The sequence below is a fragment of the Silvanigrella paludirubra genome (genome assembly GCF_009208775.1).
GTDB classification, from domain to species: Bacteria; Bdellovibrionota_B; Oligoflexia; order Silvanigrellales; family Silvanigrellaceae; genus Silvanigrella; species Silvanigrella paludirubra.
Genome location: NZ_WFLM01000002.1, coordinates 456,334 through 471,765 on the forward strand (window position 1 = coordinate 456,334; position 15,432 = coordinate 471,765).

Consider the following 15,432-nt stretch of genomic DNA (forward strand, 5'->3'; position numbering starts at 1 on the left):
TTAAAAATTAAACGGACAAGAATTATATGAATGGCGTTAAAAAATTGGAAACCTGCTGAGCTTGAGTCCCACCAGCAGAATTTGTTATTCCAGAGGTAACAGAAGTAATTGCTTGGGTGAGCTGATTGCTATTTCCCGAGTTAGAAGCTCCATTTACATTTGCAATTGTGGAAAACAATAAAGCAATTTGAGCATTGGTTAACGTACCACTGGCACGAAGTGTATTTAATAAGTCTTGCATTTGAAGAAGTAAATAAATGCCAAGCAACATTTGTTGTAAAAAAGACATATCACTTGTTAAACTTGCGGTTGGAATTGTTGCCATAGTATTTGTTGCTAAAACCAATTGAGAAAAAATAAAAGCAGTTGGAGTTGGAAGTAGAGCAGCTGAAAAGTTAATTGGGTTTGAGCTTGGATTTGAAAGTGATTTATCTGTCGCTGCTTTTATTAAAATATCATAAAGTTTAATTCCTCCAATAGCAGCATAACAAGATGCTAAAAGAGAAACAGCAGAGTAATTAGTTGGGTCGTTAGCAATTAGAGTTAATAATTTTGTCTGCGCATCGGCGTAATTGCCGTTTTGCATATCGTTGATAGCTTGTTCTTGCAAACTTTTTTTTGTAGATAAGGTAGCAAGAACGTTACCTCCACAAGATAAAGTAGCAACTGTTAATAATGAAATAGCAAAAATAAAATTTCTTTTTTTCATATTTCAAAACCTAATGAAACAAAATACACTTTTTGTCCAACCAACCCCGATTGTATTGCTTCGTCTCTCGAATAAACCCCTGCTTCTAAACGAAACAAGAATAAATTTAAAACCATTCCGTAAGAAGGCCATCCTTGCAAATAACCAAATCCAAATCCAAAAATACGGGTGATTAAAACTTTACAGCCCATAAAAATTTTTTTAGGACGATCTTCACCATAGACATCGGTAATATCTCTATAATCCAAAGAGCAATGTAAGGCATTTGTGAAGTCATGAAGGGCAAAACCAATGCCCGCATTATAAGTTTGAAGCCAAGGAGGCAACCCACCGGTAAAGGTTGTATTGCCAAAATCGGCAACGACTCCAGCAAGTCTTAAATCAAAATTTTTAGTGCGGTATTGTGTTGTAAAACCTATATCTGTAGAAAGACCATTTCCTTTTTTAAGAGCGCTTGTTAATTTACTTGTAGCGAGGCTTGGATTTGATGCATCGGAAACAGAAAGACTTGTATTGACTTCCGAATTATAAATATATTTTGGACCAACTCCAATAGCAAAATAATCGCTTAAAGTTGTACTCATTGTTGTTGCCACACCAGCAAAAGCATTGCTTTTAATTTGCAACTGCGGAACTCCTACCGTTCCAAACTGTTGACCGTTAACATCAAGTTTAGAAGATGCAAAACCGGCAATCCCAAAGTTAGATGTAAGAACTCCAGCTGCACTATCTAAGCCAACATAAATTGGTTTTTTAAAAGCATCTTCAATAATATTTGTTGCGAGTGTTGTTGAATTTCCTGTTCCCGTATGAGCAACATCTCTTGCAGCACTTATGGTTCCATCACCAACACTTAGTGTACTTCGAAGAAAAATCCATCTAAAATAACCTTCTCCAAAAGCGGGTAAACTTGGATTTGAGAACAACACTCCTTCTTGAGTTGCACGGGTTAAACTTGCCCCACCACTAGCAAGATCAAATGGATTTTGATAAATTGGAGCAGATTTTTTTAAACTAGAAGTATCTTGAGCATTTCCATGGAATGAAATTAAGGAAACAATTACAACATAAATTGTATTGGGCAATCGAAAATTATAATATTTTTTTTTTAAAAAAGAGACTTCCATATGATATTTATAATTCCAAATTGCCAAATTATTTATTGTCAATTTAAATCATCGGAAATTAAGAAAATGAAATGAGAAAAGGGAATGATTCATGACACAAAATGAAAAAATAAAAACCAACAGAAGTCCTCATGCAACTATTATTTCATATAATGGAATTTATCCTAAGTTAACTGATTCTGTTTTTCTAGCAGATGGCGCTCGCATTATAGGTGATGTTATAATTGAACAAAACTGTAGCATTTGGTTTAATGCCATTGTTAGAGGCGACGTAAATAGCATTTACATAGGAAAAAATACAAATATTCAAGACAATTCTGTAGTACATTGCACTTATCAAAAATTTGCAACTCATATTGCAAACGATGTGAGCGTCGGTCATTTAGCAACAATACATGGTTGTAAAATTGAACGTGGGTGTTTGATTGGAATGGGCGCTATTATTATGGATGGCGCTATTATTGGTGAAGAATCCATTGTTGGTGCCGGAGCTATCGTAACACAAGGTGTTACCATACCACCACGTAGCTTGGTTCTTGGCTCACCTGCAAAAGTAATGAGACAAGTTTCCGACAAAGAATACGAAGGCGTTATCGCAACCACGCTTCGTTACCTTGAATATGCAAAAGGATATAATTATTCCTTAAGTAAAAAGGATTTTTAAATGGATAAACTCATTCCAAGTAAACTTGGGAAATTAAAAATAATATGTTCACTTCCTTTATTTTCAGACTCTATCTGCATTAAAAGGCAATCTGCAGCGGAACATGGTTACACTCAAATTATATTAAGCATGATATTAGCTCCTTATTTAGATCTTTCCACAACAGAACAATGCGAGTTGATTGAACTATCCATATTCGCAGAATTACCTAAAACTTTATTGGGTGATCCTAGTTACCACTTGCGACAAAATCATCCTGAAGTAAAAGAAATTTACGACACCATAAGAGGAAAAATTTGGAAAGAAACAGAACTTTCTTTAGGAATTGAAACAACACGCTCTGCTACTTTATTTGGTTTACATGAATTGATCGATTCCTTTGCCTCTATGCTATATATTGAAAAAGAATGTTTACTTGGCAATCAATTTTTTGCTGCTGAACGACATAAAACTTTTTATGATAAAAAAAGAAAACAAGCATTAACAAATGAAGATCTCTCTAAAATTCATCCTTGTTCTCTTTCAGATTCTCAATCTCCTTATAAAAAAACAAGTGTTACTAAATTTAACTGGAAAGATGCCATTACGTTACTGGATCAAATATTTGATGAAGCAAACAGAGGACGTCTTGAAAATGGAATATCTGGTTATTCTTCCACCTTTTTAGGAATGGTCGAAAAACTAAAGGAACATTACCGTTACAAAGGATGGAGTTATCATTTTCCAGAAAGTGTAGGAGAGCATACGTTTCAAGTGGTCTTTTTATGTCGCCTTTTAGCAACAAAACTTAATTTGCCAGAGAAACTAAGGGTTCAACTTTATCATGCCGCTGCCCTTCATGATTTAGCAGAAGCTTATGCGAGTGATGTCATTTATCCTATTAAGTTGCGTGAAAAAGAAGTTGAAAAAATACATCGCAATATTGAAAAAAATATTATTCAAAATATTTGTCAAAGATTCCGATTATCATGGCCCACCGATCCCCATGTTTTAGCAATTGTAGACATATGCGACCGTTTTTCTTCACAAATTTATTTTGATAGAGAAACAAGAAGTGGGAATACCCATTTTAATGTCCCAAATTCGTCAATGGAAGTGGTCAGAGATTTTTATCAAAAAGATTATCCTGAAATATTTCAAGAACTTGATAACTTATGGCTTGAATACGTCTCTAGTTTGTAGAAATAATGAGCCTTTTTACTTTCATAAACAGAGCTCATCTTTTTTACCAAACCCCTTGCCAAGTATCTTTAGAAACGTTATAGGTTCTTCCTCCTGATAAGGTGCTGTGGCGGAGCGGCTACGCAAACGATTGCAAATCGTTTTCACATCGGTTCAAATCCGATCGGCACCTCCAAATTGAATTTAATCCTGAACATCTCAATTAAAAATCAATCAAAAAAAAACGCAAATTTTTTGTTCAATTTTTTTTTACAAAAATCTCATTATTTTTTATATTTTTTAAAAAATTTCATATATACAATAATTTAGTTTTAATTTTTACAAAATTTGACAAAATTAAAACAAATTACACATAACATCTGTAATATGGAGATTGTATACAAGATGGTGTTTTCTCAAAGCTTGCCAAGGATTAGTAAAAATACAATTAAAAAAAACCATTTAAGCAAAAATTCAATAAAAAGTACAAAACCGATTTTGGAAGATCTCATTCATCAGCCTTCCTTTTCCTTAGTCAGTCTATTTTTAAAGTTTATTGAAAATGACTTTTATGCTTATGGTGACTTATCTCTTTTTAAGTCCTATTTTGAAAATAACATCCAACAAAGTTTTGATTATTTAATACAAACTCAAAAATTAAAAAAAGATATTTACTCAAATAAAATTGCATTTGATGAAAATGAAATCGAAAATCAAAATTCAAGCAATATATCGCACAATAATCAAATACAAATACCTGAATTCAAAATAAATGATTACATAAATTATGAGAAATGTATTAAGGAACAAATTCAAAATAAAAATATTATATATGATGATACAGATTGTCATAATCAAGAAAACAATCCGTTTATAAATAAACTTGAAAAAGATGTTCAAAACCTAATTCAAGATAAAAGTTATAGTAATTTTTACTTTATCCAAGACTTATCTCAAAAACAAAATACATATGGACTTTTTGTTTATTATCGTTTTGAAAAATGTCAGATCGTTTTTTATAATACTAAAACAGGTTTAAAACTATTTGAATTAAATGAATTATCTTTTTTAAATGAAAATATAAATAAGTTACTTAATAAAGATAATAATTATTATTTTTCCTTTAAGCTAAAAATTCTTCATGAAAAAAATGAGACTGTTGTAAATCACAAGTTAAATGAAACTATCTTTCAAAGCATATTATTAAAATCAATCAAAGAATATACAAATTTTATTAATTCAAAAAAAACAACTTATTTATCATCAAATTCAAAAGAGGATTATTTATATTGCCAAACCATTCTTAAAAAAGAGTGGTTAGATACCAATGTCATATTTAGTGAATTTTTTACAAAATATTCCAGTTTAATCCATAAATTGAAATCAAATATGAATGTCATAAATGAAAAAAGTTTTTGGATTTTCTTTTTAATTAACTTTTATTCATTTAATAATGAAATTATTAAAAACACTTTAAATACTTTAGATCCATTTTTAGGAAAAGAAAAAATAAGTGTTTTTTTATATAATTATTTTAATAAAAAAACCTTAATTTCAAGTTTGCAATCAAAAAAAATAATTTGCCTTATTATTTTAGAAACCTATAAAAACCTTTCTTTATGTGGTTTTAGAATTCCGTTTTATAGTTTTATTAATGTTATTAATTTAGGCAAACATAAATTCACTTTTGGTAAGAATTTTTTAGAAAGTTTTCGTTTTGATTTTGAATCTACGATTCAAGAGTGGAATGAACAAAATATTATTTATAATGAACGATATATTTCAAAAAGGTATAATACAACATATCAATCAATTATTGGTTTTAGCTCAATTGGAAAACTAAATATTGAATCTCTTACAAGTGATATTCCTTCTTATACGCAATTAGAAAATCACTTTTTAACGGCAACAAATAACAATGATAATATGGTAACGAAATTTTGCTTAGGGTCTTTAAATAAAAATAATCTTCATCAAATAGATAATTTTTTAAATTTATATTTGAAAGATCGTTTTTCAAACTTACTAAACCCTAACAATAAATTTACTTTTATTCAAAAAATTAGCCCACAAATTCATGACATAATGGTAATATATTATATAGATTATTCAATTGAAAAAATAGAAAAGACAAAATTAAATAATCCTATTTATTTATGCTATAATTTCACAGTAATTACTAAAAATAATAAAATATGGACTAAAAACTTTAATTTTGGATTTTTAAATCACACAATTCATAATAAATACTCAAGTGATATAAATGAAATAATTTTAAAATTTGTTGCAGACAAAAATATTAATCAATATTTTAGTAATAAAAAACACAATGAAATTTTGTACGAAAATTTATATTAAAGGTTTTCATTTATAAACATTTTTATGAATGAATCGGAACGTCTATCGGATAAATAATGATAAGCTGTTACTTCATTACCAGCCGCATCTTCATTGCTAAAAGCATGTGTGCTCATTCCATGGGACACAAATGTAAAATCAGCATTACAAGCAATCATCTCATCATAAAAATTCTTAATATCTTCAGAAGAAACCAAAGGATCCCTTGCCCCGTGTAAAATAAGCATTTTAGGCATTTTTTGGTGAGAAGGAACTCTTATTTTACTTGTTAATAAACCATGAAGAGAAATAGCACCCGTTAGACCTTCACCATACCTTGCTAACTGCAATGAAGATGCACCACCAAAACAATAGCCAATAGAAAATAATTTAGAAGTATTTACATTTGAATTTCTTTTTAAAAGTTCAAAAGGAGCAACAATTCTATCTTTATAAATATCACTATTTTCAATTACAGAATTCATTAATTTTCCAGCTTCATCTCCAGTTGAAGCGTATTGCTGATTTCCATACATGTCGGCAACAAGGACAACAGCCCCCATATTTGCTAATTTTTCAGCAACTTTTTTTTGTCTTGGATTTATTCCCCAAAAATCTGTGTACATTACAATACCAGGAAGTTTTATTCCTTGTGATTTTGGTTCAACAATATATCCCCTACAATTTGTATCTTGAACTCTATATTCAATATCATAACATTTCATAAAAAATCTCCTTTTAATTAAATAAATTTAAAATCAATAATTTCAAATTCACGAGTACCAGCAGGAACTTCTACTACTATAATTTCACCAATTTTTTTGTTTAATAATTCATTTCCTAAAGGAGATCTCCAGCTAATTTTTTTTAAATTTAAATTAGCTTCATCTTCACCAACAATTTGATAAGTAACAATAGCACCTTCGCCATTTTCTAACTTAACAGTGGCTCCAAATAAAATTTTATTTCCAATTTGTTCTTTAGGATTTACAATTCTAGCAGCAGAAATACGTTTATCTAAAAAGCGCAGACGACGATCAATTTCTCGTAATCTTTTTTTACCATATTGATACTCAGCATTTTCAGACCGATCTCCCTGCTTTGCAGCAGCGGAGACCTCTTGAACAACCAAAGGTCTTTCTTTTTTTGAAAGCTCATTAAATTCATCAACTAATTTTTTATACCCTTCAGGTGTGATTAAATTAGGCTGTTTCTTTACTTCATTTTGATTTTCAAATTTCATTTTTACTTTGTAGTTTGTGTACCATAGGGAGCATATTCAACTGGAACCCAAACATAACCTTTCCCTTCTAAACGAATATGACCGATTCCTGGAAAAGGAAGATGTTCCCCAGCAAGCCAAATTTTGTTTTTTGCCGCATTTGAAAATAAAGAAGCTCTCATTGCTATTGCTTTTTTACTATCTGCATCAAATTGAACCCCAATTTTGGGATCTGGAAATTGTGTTGCGTAGCTATGAATAACATCTCCTAAAATCAATATAGTTTCTCCCTTAGAACTAAATTGATAGCTTGTATGCCCTGGGGTATGCCCCGGAGTAGGAATCGCTTTTAAGCCTGGCGATAATGTTTCAGCAGCTGCAAAAGGCTTTAATTTATCTGCTGCCTGATAAGGCTTAACAGAATCTTGAGCCATTTTAAAATATTTTTTAAATTCTTCAGGAGCAGCCTCAGAATTTTTTGAACTTAACCAAAAATCAGCCTCTGCCTGAGACATGCGAAGTATTGCATTTGGAAAATTAATTTTTCCTTCTGTACTTGTTGCTCCGCAAATATGATCTCCATGTAAATGAGTAATATAAATGGTATCAATTTGACTTGGTTCATAACCCGAAGCTTTTAAACTTTCTAATAAAGTTCCCGCTGTCGGTCCAAAACATTTCGAAGTTCCGGCATCTACTAATATTAAATTTGATCCCGTATTTACAAGGTAAGCACTTATAGAAGTTTGGACATCGGGGTTAGAAATAAACATTTTTCCCAATAGTTTTTTTAAATTTGGGGCTGTGACGTTTTTTAGTAACTGATTATGATCTAATTTAATATAGCCATCATATAGAGCTGTAATTTCAAAATCCCCTAAAGGCATCCGAAAATATCCAGGCGCTTGTGTCTTTAGCTGAGAGGGCGGAGTCGATGCGATTGATTTTGTAGAAATAAAGAAACTTGTAACACTGACCGCTGTTGCTGCTAACATAACTAAAGTCTGTTTACTCTTATATAAAAACGGACTCTTCATAAGGATTCCTCCTAAAATGTTTATTAACAAAAAACGCCTACAGATAAATTACTTATAAGCCCTTTAGCATAATTATAATATAATTGCTAATTTTTGATGAATATAATTTCTTTAATAACAATATGTTACATTGTTTTTTCTAAGAAGACATTCTGGATTATAATTTATAATTCATTATTTAATTAACTTAATGAGTTAATTAAAACAAAAAATAATTCATATTTAGTAATTTTATTTTCTTGAATAATATTTTTTTACTAATAAGATAAATTAAAGTCAGAATATATTTATCATGACTTTATTAATATTTGATTAAATATTGATTAAATTTAATTTATTAAAGGCCAAAGGAATGATAAATAAAAAACTCGGAGATGGCATTGAAATTATATTCCCATATAATGCAATAAATTCTTCTTTAAATTCAAATTTTCATAATAAAGATAAATATCAAATTGTTTTTTTTGGATGCCATGGAAAAGGGAGTGAAAAACACACTGATGTCATTAAAAATTACTTGAATAATCATCAAATAACTCCTGATTTTTTTCTTCTTAATGGAGATAATTTTTATGACTCTGGAGTTGAAAATACAGAATCCCCACTTTTTAAAACCTGTTTTGAAACACCATATGCTAAACATTTTACAAGCCAGTTTTTTTTCCCTATTTTAGGAAACCATGATTACGGAGAGTTTTTTTTAGGTGGCTTAAAAAATTTATTATTATTTAGAAAAAATAGATCAAGCCCTCAGGCTCAAGTTCAATATTCAACAAAATCAAAAAATTGGTATATGCCCGGATTTTATTATTCAATTAAAGATTCAAATCATATTTTTGAACTTTTTTGCATTGACTCAAACACAATTTTATTTCACGAGAAACAACAAGAATGGCTAAAAAATAAAGTAACAAACTCAAAAGCAAAATGGAAAATTTTAGTATCTCACCATCCTTTGGTAACAAATGGACACCATGCTTCAGAACCAGATGTGATAGGACTTCATAATTTTATTAATGAAAATTTTCAAAAAAATTCAAATCCAAACTTAAAATTTAATTTATTTATTGCAGCGCATGAGCATAACAATCAAGTTTTGATAGATAGTGTTCATTCTTACCAAATTATTGTTGGAAATTGTTCCTCAAAAAAACCCGCCCATGTAAATAAAAAACAAAACACTTTATATTGCTCAGCAGAACCAAATGATTTTTCGTTTGGATTATTAACATTAAGTAAAGATAATATTATATGTGATATAAAAGGAAACAAAAGTAACTATAATTTTGATTATGATAAAATAAAAAACTTACAAAAAAATGTAAGTCCAATTAAATTTAATCAACCAGATATAATTAAAAACTCTTCTATAATAAATACAAGTATTTATTTAAATCCAGACTTATCGTTAAGTTTAGATGAAAGAAAAATTTATCTTCAATATCTTTATGATGAAATTGAAATGTCGAGTCTTCATTGGAATCAATATAGCTATTTAGGAATTTTTGCTAGAAGATATGATGAATTAAAAAAGATAGATCAATTGCTCGTTAATGCAAAATTATATGTAAAAAACTTTAATCAAATAAAAGAGTCGAATATACCTTGGCTTGAATTATGGACTGTGGTTGAAAATTTATATGTTTATATTTCAGATATGCATTATTATTGTTTAAAAATAAATGAAGACCATGAAAAGAAAAATAAAAAATCTAAACGACAAGAAGCATTACAAAACCTCGAAAATAGAATTTATGGAATTTATAATATATTTTATTATATTTTAATTCATTTTTATAGAAGTAAAAACATTCCTGAAAATTTAATTCATGAACAAGCCCTATCTGATCTTTATAAATTTGAAGCTTATTGTAATCGCTGCCGCATAGAAAAAGGGTATCGCACAATCAAAAAATTGAAGTATTATATTGGTCACAAGAAGAGGTAAAAAAAAACCTGAAAGTTAAACTTTCAGGTTTTTTTATAATCGTAAATTCCGATTTAATTCGAAATTTAGATTACTCGATGCATTTACCAACAGCTCCAGAACCAACTGTACGGCCGCCTTCACGGATCGCAAAGCGTAGACCTGGTTCCATCGCAACTGGAGTAATGAGTTCAACTGTGATTTCAACGTTATCACCAGGAACAACCATTTCAACGTTTGCAGGTAGATCAACTACACCAGTAACGTCAGTTGTACGGAAGTAAAATTGTGGGCGGTAGCCTTTAAAGAAAGGTTTATGGCGTCCACCTTCGTCCTTATTAAGAACGTAGATTTGAGCAGTAAATTTCTTGAAAGGTTTGATTGAACCTGGCTTAGAAAGAACTTGGCCGCGTTCAACGTCTTCACGTTTTGTACCACGTAGAAGAACACCAACGTTATCACCAGCTTGACCTTGGTCGAGAACCTTACGGAACATTTCAACACCAGTACAGATAGTTTTAGTTGTTGGCTTGATACCAACGATTTCAAGCTCTTCACCAACTTTACAGATACCTTGCTCAATACGACCAGTACAAACTGTACCACGACCGGAAATTGAGAAAACATCTTCAATTGGCATAAGGAATGGTTTGTCAACTGGGCGTGGTGGCTCTTGAATGAAAGAGTCAACAGCGTCCATTAGCTCAACAATACATTTTGAAGCTTTTTCATCTGCTGGATTTTGAAGTGCGCCAAGAGCAGCACCGCGAATAACAGGAGTGTCGTCACCAGGGAAACTGTACTTAGTTAAAAGTTCACGAATTTCCATTTCAACAAGGTCTGTTAATTCAGGGTCAGCAATGTCGCATTTGTTCAAGAATACAACGATGTATGGAACGTTTACCTGACGAGCAAGCAAAATGTGCTCGCGAGTTTGAGGCATTGGACCATCAGTAGCAGCACAAACTAGGATTGCTCCATCCATTTGCGCAGCACCCGTAATCATATTTTTTACGTAGTCCGCGTGACCAGGACAGTCAACGTGTGCATAGTGACGATTCGCAGTTTCGTACTCAATGTGGGAAGCATTAATGGTAATACCACGAGCTTTTTCTTCTGGCGCTTTGTCGATTTCGTCGAATTTAGTAGCAACTTTACCTTGACGTGTAGAAAGAACAGCAGAAATAGCAGCTGTAAGAGTGGTCTTACCGTGGTCAACGTGACCAATGGTACCGATATTCATATGAGGCTTGGAGCGCTCAAATTTTTCCTTTGCCACGGTATAATCCTCCAGTGTAGGCAACATAAATAAAAAAACAAACAAAAAAAATCATGTGTAGGATAAGCACAGTTAGAACAACTTGTAAAGAGGTTCGTGCTCCTGTGAAGGGCATTGATACAAACATTCCAAACAAAATGCAATGATCTTTTAGAAAGACATTGCAAATTTTTAAAATACAATTCGCATCATTTTAGAACATCTATTTTGGAATCACAAGAATTTGTTTTTAAAGAAAAAGATTAGCTAAACATATCGTTTTCATTACTTATGAGCTCTTCAAGTATACTCTCGTTATCCTCTGCACGAGTCCTCATTAATCTTTCCTTAAATTCATTATAACGCAATTCTCCATCTGGTAAATCAAATGAAAAATCGGCCAAAATGGAATAGCGGTTTGCATCATAAAACTCGTTAAAAAGGATAGGTTTGGCGGGAATCACTTTTTCTTTCAAAGGAAATGTGAACTCAAGAGGAATGATCCGGGTTGCCCTGATGGCAGCAAGAATACAAATTCCAATTAAAAGAGCGACAAGAGTATTAACTTGAAGAGAACGAATTTCTAGCAAAAAGGGAACTAATATAAAAATGAAAGCGGCAGCAGCCCCCTGAAAAGCAACGTAGGTTAGGACATATAAAGAATCATCTTCCCAGTTTTTAAAATCAATTGGTAGCATTAAAAAAACAGCTTGAACGATCGCTCCTAAAAAAACACCAATATAAGTCAGTAAATAATCAATAGTTTTAATAAGCATATTTTTTCTCTTCCTTAAGAAAGTGCTTAAAAGACTGATCGGATAAAATTGGGAAAGAATTGGAGGAAATTTTTTTCTAGGCTATAAGTTTGAAATACTCCTATTTTTGGAGCCCGCGCCTTTCTGATCGCTTTAAATTCTTTTTAATTTAAATAGGATGAGGTCTTTATATGAAAATTTATTCTATCCCTTTTTGCCCTTTTTGTTACCGAGTTAAATTAGCACTTCATGAAAAAAAAATTCCAAAAGATTTAATTGAAATTGAAGAAATAGATTTAAAAAATCCACCAAAAGATTTTATAGAAATCAATCCAAACCTCACCGTTCCTACTTTACAAATAAAAGGAAATGATGGTTTTGCTGAAAGTATGATTATTGTAGAATATTTAAACAATTTAAATACAAATACACCAAATTTATATGGAAATAGCAATGAAGAAATTGCAAAAAACAAAGTTTTAATTGAAAGAATTTCAAGCGAAATCATTCCTGCCTTATTAGGATGCTTTTATGCAAACGGCAGTGAAGTGAAGTTTAGAAAATCACTTCAAAAACTTCCAATGGTTTTTGAAAAATTAGAAGAATTACTTGAAAAAATAAACGCACCATTTTTTGGTGGGAGTTCATTAAATGCAGTCGATATTTGTTTTGCACCTTTTATTTGTTATTATTTAGTTGCAAACGAATTTAATTCTAAAATTATTCTTCCAAATTCAAATACAAAAGCATTTAATTATTTTAAAAATATTCAAAATCACTCCTATATTAATGAACTTATTCTTAGTAATGAAAAGTTCAAAAATGATACCAAAGAAGAACTTATTATTGATACAGAGGGAACAAAATATATTAAAAGCTCTTCACGTAATTTAATAAAAGATATAGAGGAAGAAGTTAAAATATTAAATGAAAGAATATCATTAAAAAACAAAGGTAACAAAGCAATACTTTGGAAAACAAATAAAAATGAAAAAGGTCCTTATATTGAAACAACTGTTCAATTTAAACATTATGATGAAGCTATTCATGCCATTCAGGTAATTTGTGATTTACAAGAAACATCAGATCATCACTCTCATTTTGTTCTTGAAAACTTCAACCAAATTAAAGTAGAAGTATGTACGCATCAACCAACCTGGGGAGTGACTGCTATGGACATTGCTTTTGCAGAAACTCTCTCTGACAGTTTAAAATAAAGGAGTTATCATGAAAGAAATGAAAAAAACATTTTTGGCTTTTATTGGAGGAAGTGGGCTTTATGATCTTCCTGGAATTGAAAATGTTGAAGAAATTGAAATCGCAACTCCCTTTGGCTGTCCTTCCGATAAAATAACAACTGGTACAATTGATGGAAAACCAATCGCCTTTTTACCAAGACATGGTAAGGGTCATCGTTTTTTACCTTCCGAAGTGAATTATAGAGCAAATATTTATGCTCTAAAAAAACTTGGTGTGACACATATTGTCAGCGTAAGTGCTGTTGGTGGACTTCAAGAAAAAACAGCTCCTGGAACAGCTGTAATTCCTACTCAAATTATTGATAAAACAACGGGTCAAAGACAACGCACTTTTTTTGGAAATGGAGTAGTTGGTCACGTAAGTTTTGCAGATCCATACTGCCCAGAACTTCAATCCTATATTGCAAAAGCATGCGAACAAGAAAAGGTAACAACACATTTTGGTGGCGCACTTGTTTGTATTGAAGGTCCACGTTTTAGTTCCCGTGCAGAAAGCCATAGCTTTAAACGTGAAGAAGCTATGATTATAGGTATGACTGCAATGCCAGAAGCTATTTTAGCTCGTGAAGCAGAAATTGCTTATGCAACTTTAGCTTTTGTAACCGATTATGATTGCTGGAGAGAAGAAACAGAAGCCGTTACGGTAGAAGCTGTTATTGCCGTATTAAATAAAAATGTAGAAGCTTCCAAAAGAATTGCAAAAGCAATTCATAAATTTTTGCCAAAAGAAACAAGTAATCCTATTTTTGAAGCAGCAAAAAATTCAATTATGACAAATTTAAGTTTAATTCCTCAAGAAACAAAAAGAAACCTTGATTTACTTTTTGGAAAATATTGGAAATAGATAAATAGAAATATTTATCTATTTTTATTTTAATAATGAGGATGAAATGAAACCAAATTTAGAAGCTATTAAATATAAAAATAATAAACTAGAAATATTAAATCAGTTACTTTTGCCAGATTCCTTTGTTTATGAAGATTGTATTTCCGTGGAACAAGGATGGCAATCCATTCATCAAATGAAAGTTCGTGGAGCTCCTGCCATTGCAATTACAGCAGCACTATCACTCGCATGTGAACTTTATCATTTGGAAGATAAATATTCTGTTACGGGATTAAAAAAATACATTTTTGATAAACTAGATTATTTATGCACAAGTAGACCTACTGCCGTTAATTTATTTAAAATGTCCGATCAAATGAAATCGCTTATTGAAAATGTAGTTAATAAAGATAAAGAAATTGATCCTAAAAAATTAAAACAAATTTTTATTGAAAACGCTGAAAACTTATTAGAAAAAGATATTTCAGACAACAAAGCGATAGGTCAATTTGGTTCAGAATGTTTTCCCTTAAATAAAAAAATAAAAATACTAACTCACTGCAATACAGGCTCTTTGGCTACTTCGGGGTACGGAACAGCTTTAGGAATTATTCGTTCTCTTCATTCCAATAATAAGCTCGAACACGCTTATGCTACCGAAACACGCCCCTATAACCAAGGAGCAAGATTAACTGCTTTTGAACTTGTATATGAAAATATACCTTCAACCTTAATCACTGACTCTATGGTTTCTTTTTTAATGAAAGAAAAAGGAATTGATGGTGTAGTTGTTGGTGCAGATCGTGTTGTTGCCAATGGAGATACCGCAAATAAAATTGGTACATATCAACTTGCTATCGCAGCAGCATACCACAATGTTCCTTTTTATGTTGCCGCACCAATAACATCAATTGATTGCACAAAAAATAATGGATCAGAAATTCATATTGAAGAACGTCCAAAACATGAATTAACTCACATAAATGGAATTCAGATTGCAGCAAAAGGCATTGATGTTTGGAACCCATCTTTTGATATCACACCAGCTAAATTAATAACAGGAATTGTTACTGAATTAGGAGTCATTCCGAAAAATTTAGATGGTGAATTTAATATTAAAGAATTTTTATTAAAGAAACAAAAATAATTT

Annotated in this window: 14 protein-coding genes and 1 tRNA gene; 8 read left to right on the forward strand and 7 right to left on the reverse strand. The window is 31.0% G+C overall.

Annotated elements, in window-relative coordinates; all coding sequences use genetic code 11:
• Positions 1–22 precede the first annotated feature (22 nt).
• Entirely contained in the window at positions 23–709 is a 687-nt protein-coding gene (locus GCL60_RS06090) for an outer membrane protein assembly factor BamD (RefSeq protein ID WP_153419262.1), read from the reverse strand.
• Positions 706–1,878 carry a hypothetical protein gene (locus GCL60_RS06095; RefSeq protein ID WP_153419264.1) on the reverse strand — a complete coding sequence of 391 codons (1,173 nt, stop codon included), beginning with the start codon at positions 1,876–1,878 and terminating at the stop codon, positions 706–708. The genes GCL60_RS06090 and GCL60_RS06095 overlap by 4 nt, the downstream gene beginning before the upstream one ends.
• 49 nt (positions 1,879–1,927) lie before the next feature.
• On the opposite strand from GCL60_RS06095, the gene GCL60_RS06100 reads away from it, so the two are divergent.
• The 4 genes from GCL60_RS06100 to GCL60_RS06115 all read left to right on the forward strand — a co-directional run bounded on the left by GCL60_RS06100 (position 1,928) and on the right by GCL60_RS06115 (position 6,019).
• Positions 1,928–2,500, forward strand: a complete 573-nt coding sequence (locus GCL60_RS06100) for a gamma carbonic anhydrase family protein (RefSeq protein WP_153419265.1) — start codon at positions 1,928–1,930, stop codon at positions 2,498–2,500.
• Positions 2,501–3,682, forward strand: coding sequence for an HD domain-containing protein (locus GCL60_RS06105; protein WP_153419267.1), 1,182 nt, complete (start codon positions 2,501–2,503; stop codon positions 3,680–3,682). It abuts the gene before it with no gap.
• A 100-nt stretch (positions 3,683–3,782) separates the two neighbouring features.
• Positions 3,783–3,857, forward strand: a tRNA-Cys gene (locus GCL60_RS06110).
• A gap of 209 nt (positions 3,858–4,066) precedes the next feature.
• Complete coding sequence (locus GCL60_RS06115) at positions 4,067–6,019, forward strand: hypothetical protein (protein WP_153419269.1); 1,953 nt, start codon at positions 4,067–4,069, stop codon at positions 6,017–6,019.
• Here GCL60_RS06115 and GCL60_RS06120 read toward each other — a convergent pair.
• From GCL60_RS06120 to GCL60_RS06130, 3 genes are read right to left on the reverse strand one after another with little or no spacing between them, the layout of a single operon-like run.
• Positions 6,016–6,723: a dienelactone hydrolase family protein gene (locus GCL60_RS06120; protein WP_153419271.1), complete on the reverse strand. Its 708-nt coding sequence runs from the start codon at positions 6,721–6,723 to the stop codon at positions 6,016–6,018. The two genes, GCL60_RS06115 and GCL60_RS06120, sit on opposite strands and share 4 nt — an antisense overlap.
• A gap of 17 nt (positions 6,724–6,740) precedes the next feature.
• Positions 6,741–7,241 carry a transcription elongation factor GreB gene (greB, locus tag GCL60_RS06125; RefSeq protein ID WP_153419273.1) on the reverse strand — a complete coding sequence of 167 codons (501 nt, stop codon included), beginning with the start codon at positions 7,239–7,241 and terminating at the stop codon, positions 6,741–6,743.
• A gap of 2 nt (positions 7,242–7,243) precedes the next feature.
• A complete protein-coding gene (locus GCL60_RS06130) occupies positions 7,244–8,257 on the reverse strand; it encodes an MBL fold metallo-hydrolase (RefSeq protein WP_153419275.1) in 1,014 nt (337 codons plus the stop codon).
• 352 nt (positions 8,258–8,609) lie between these two features.
• On the opposite strand from GCL60_RS06130, the gene GCL60_RS06135 reads away from it, so the two are divergent.
• Positions 8,610–10,205 carry a metallophosphoesterase gene (locus tag GCL60_RS06135; protein ID WP_153419277.1) on the forward strand — a complete coding sequence of 532 codons (1,596 nt, stop codon included), beginning with the start codon at positions 8,610–8,612 and terminating at the stop codon, positions 10,203–10,205.
• A gap of 70 nt (positions 10,206–10,275) precedes the next feature.
• On the opposite strand, the gene tuf is transcribed toward GCL60_RS06135, so the two are convergent.
• Complete coding sequence (gene tuf, locus GCL60_RS06140) at positions 10,276–11,463, reverse strand: elongation factor Tu (protein ID WP_148696735.1); 1,188 nt, start codon at positions 11,461–11,463, stop codon at positions 10,276–10,278.
• A gap of 242 nt (positions 11,464–11,705) precedes the next feature.
• On the reverse strand, positions 11,706–12,218 hold the full coding sequence (locus tag GCL60_RS06145) for a hypothetical protein (RefSeq protein ID WP_153419279.1): 513 nt from the start codon (positions 12,216–12,218) through the stop codon (positions 11,706–11,708).
• A 170-nt stretch (positions 12,219–12,388) separates the two neighbouring features.
• Here GCL60_RS06145 and GCL60_RS06150 point away from each other — a divergent pair, with 170 nt between their 5' ends.
• From GCL60_RS06150 to mtnA, 3 genes are read left to right on the forward strand one after another with little or no spacing between them, the layout of a single operon-like run.
• Entirely contained in the window at positions 12,389–13,414 is a 1,026-nt protein-coding gene (locus GCL60_RS06150) for a glutathione S-transferase N-terminal domain-containing protein (RefSeq protein ID WP_153419281.1), read from the forward strand.
• Positions 13,415–13,433: 19 nt separating this feature from the next.
• The gene (mtnP, locus tag GCL60_RS06155; RefSeq protein ID WP_153419822.1) at positions 13,434–14,300 is read left to right on the forward strand and encodes an S-methyl-5'-thioadenosine phosphorylase; all 867 of its coding nucleotides are present in this window, start codon (positions 13,434–13,436) and stop codon (positions 14,298–14,300) included.
• A gap of 46 nt (positions 14,301–14,346) precedes the next feature.
• Entirely contained in the window at positions 14,347–15,429 is a 1,083-nt protein-coding gene (mtnA, locus tag GCL60_RS06160) for an S-methyl-5-thioribose-1-phosphate isomerase (RefSeq protein WP_153419283.1), read from the forward strand.
• Positions 15,430–15,432: the final 3 nt, after the last annotated feature.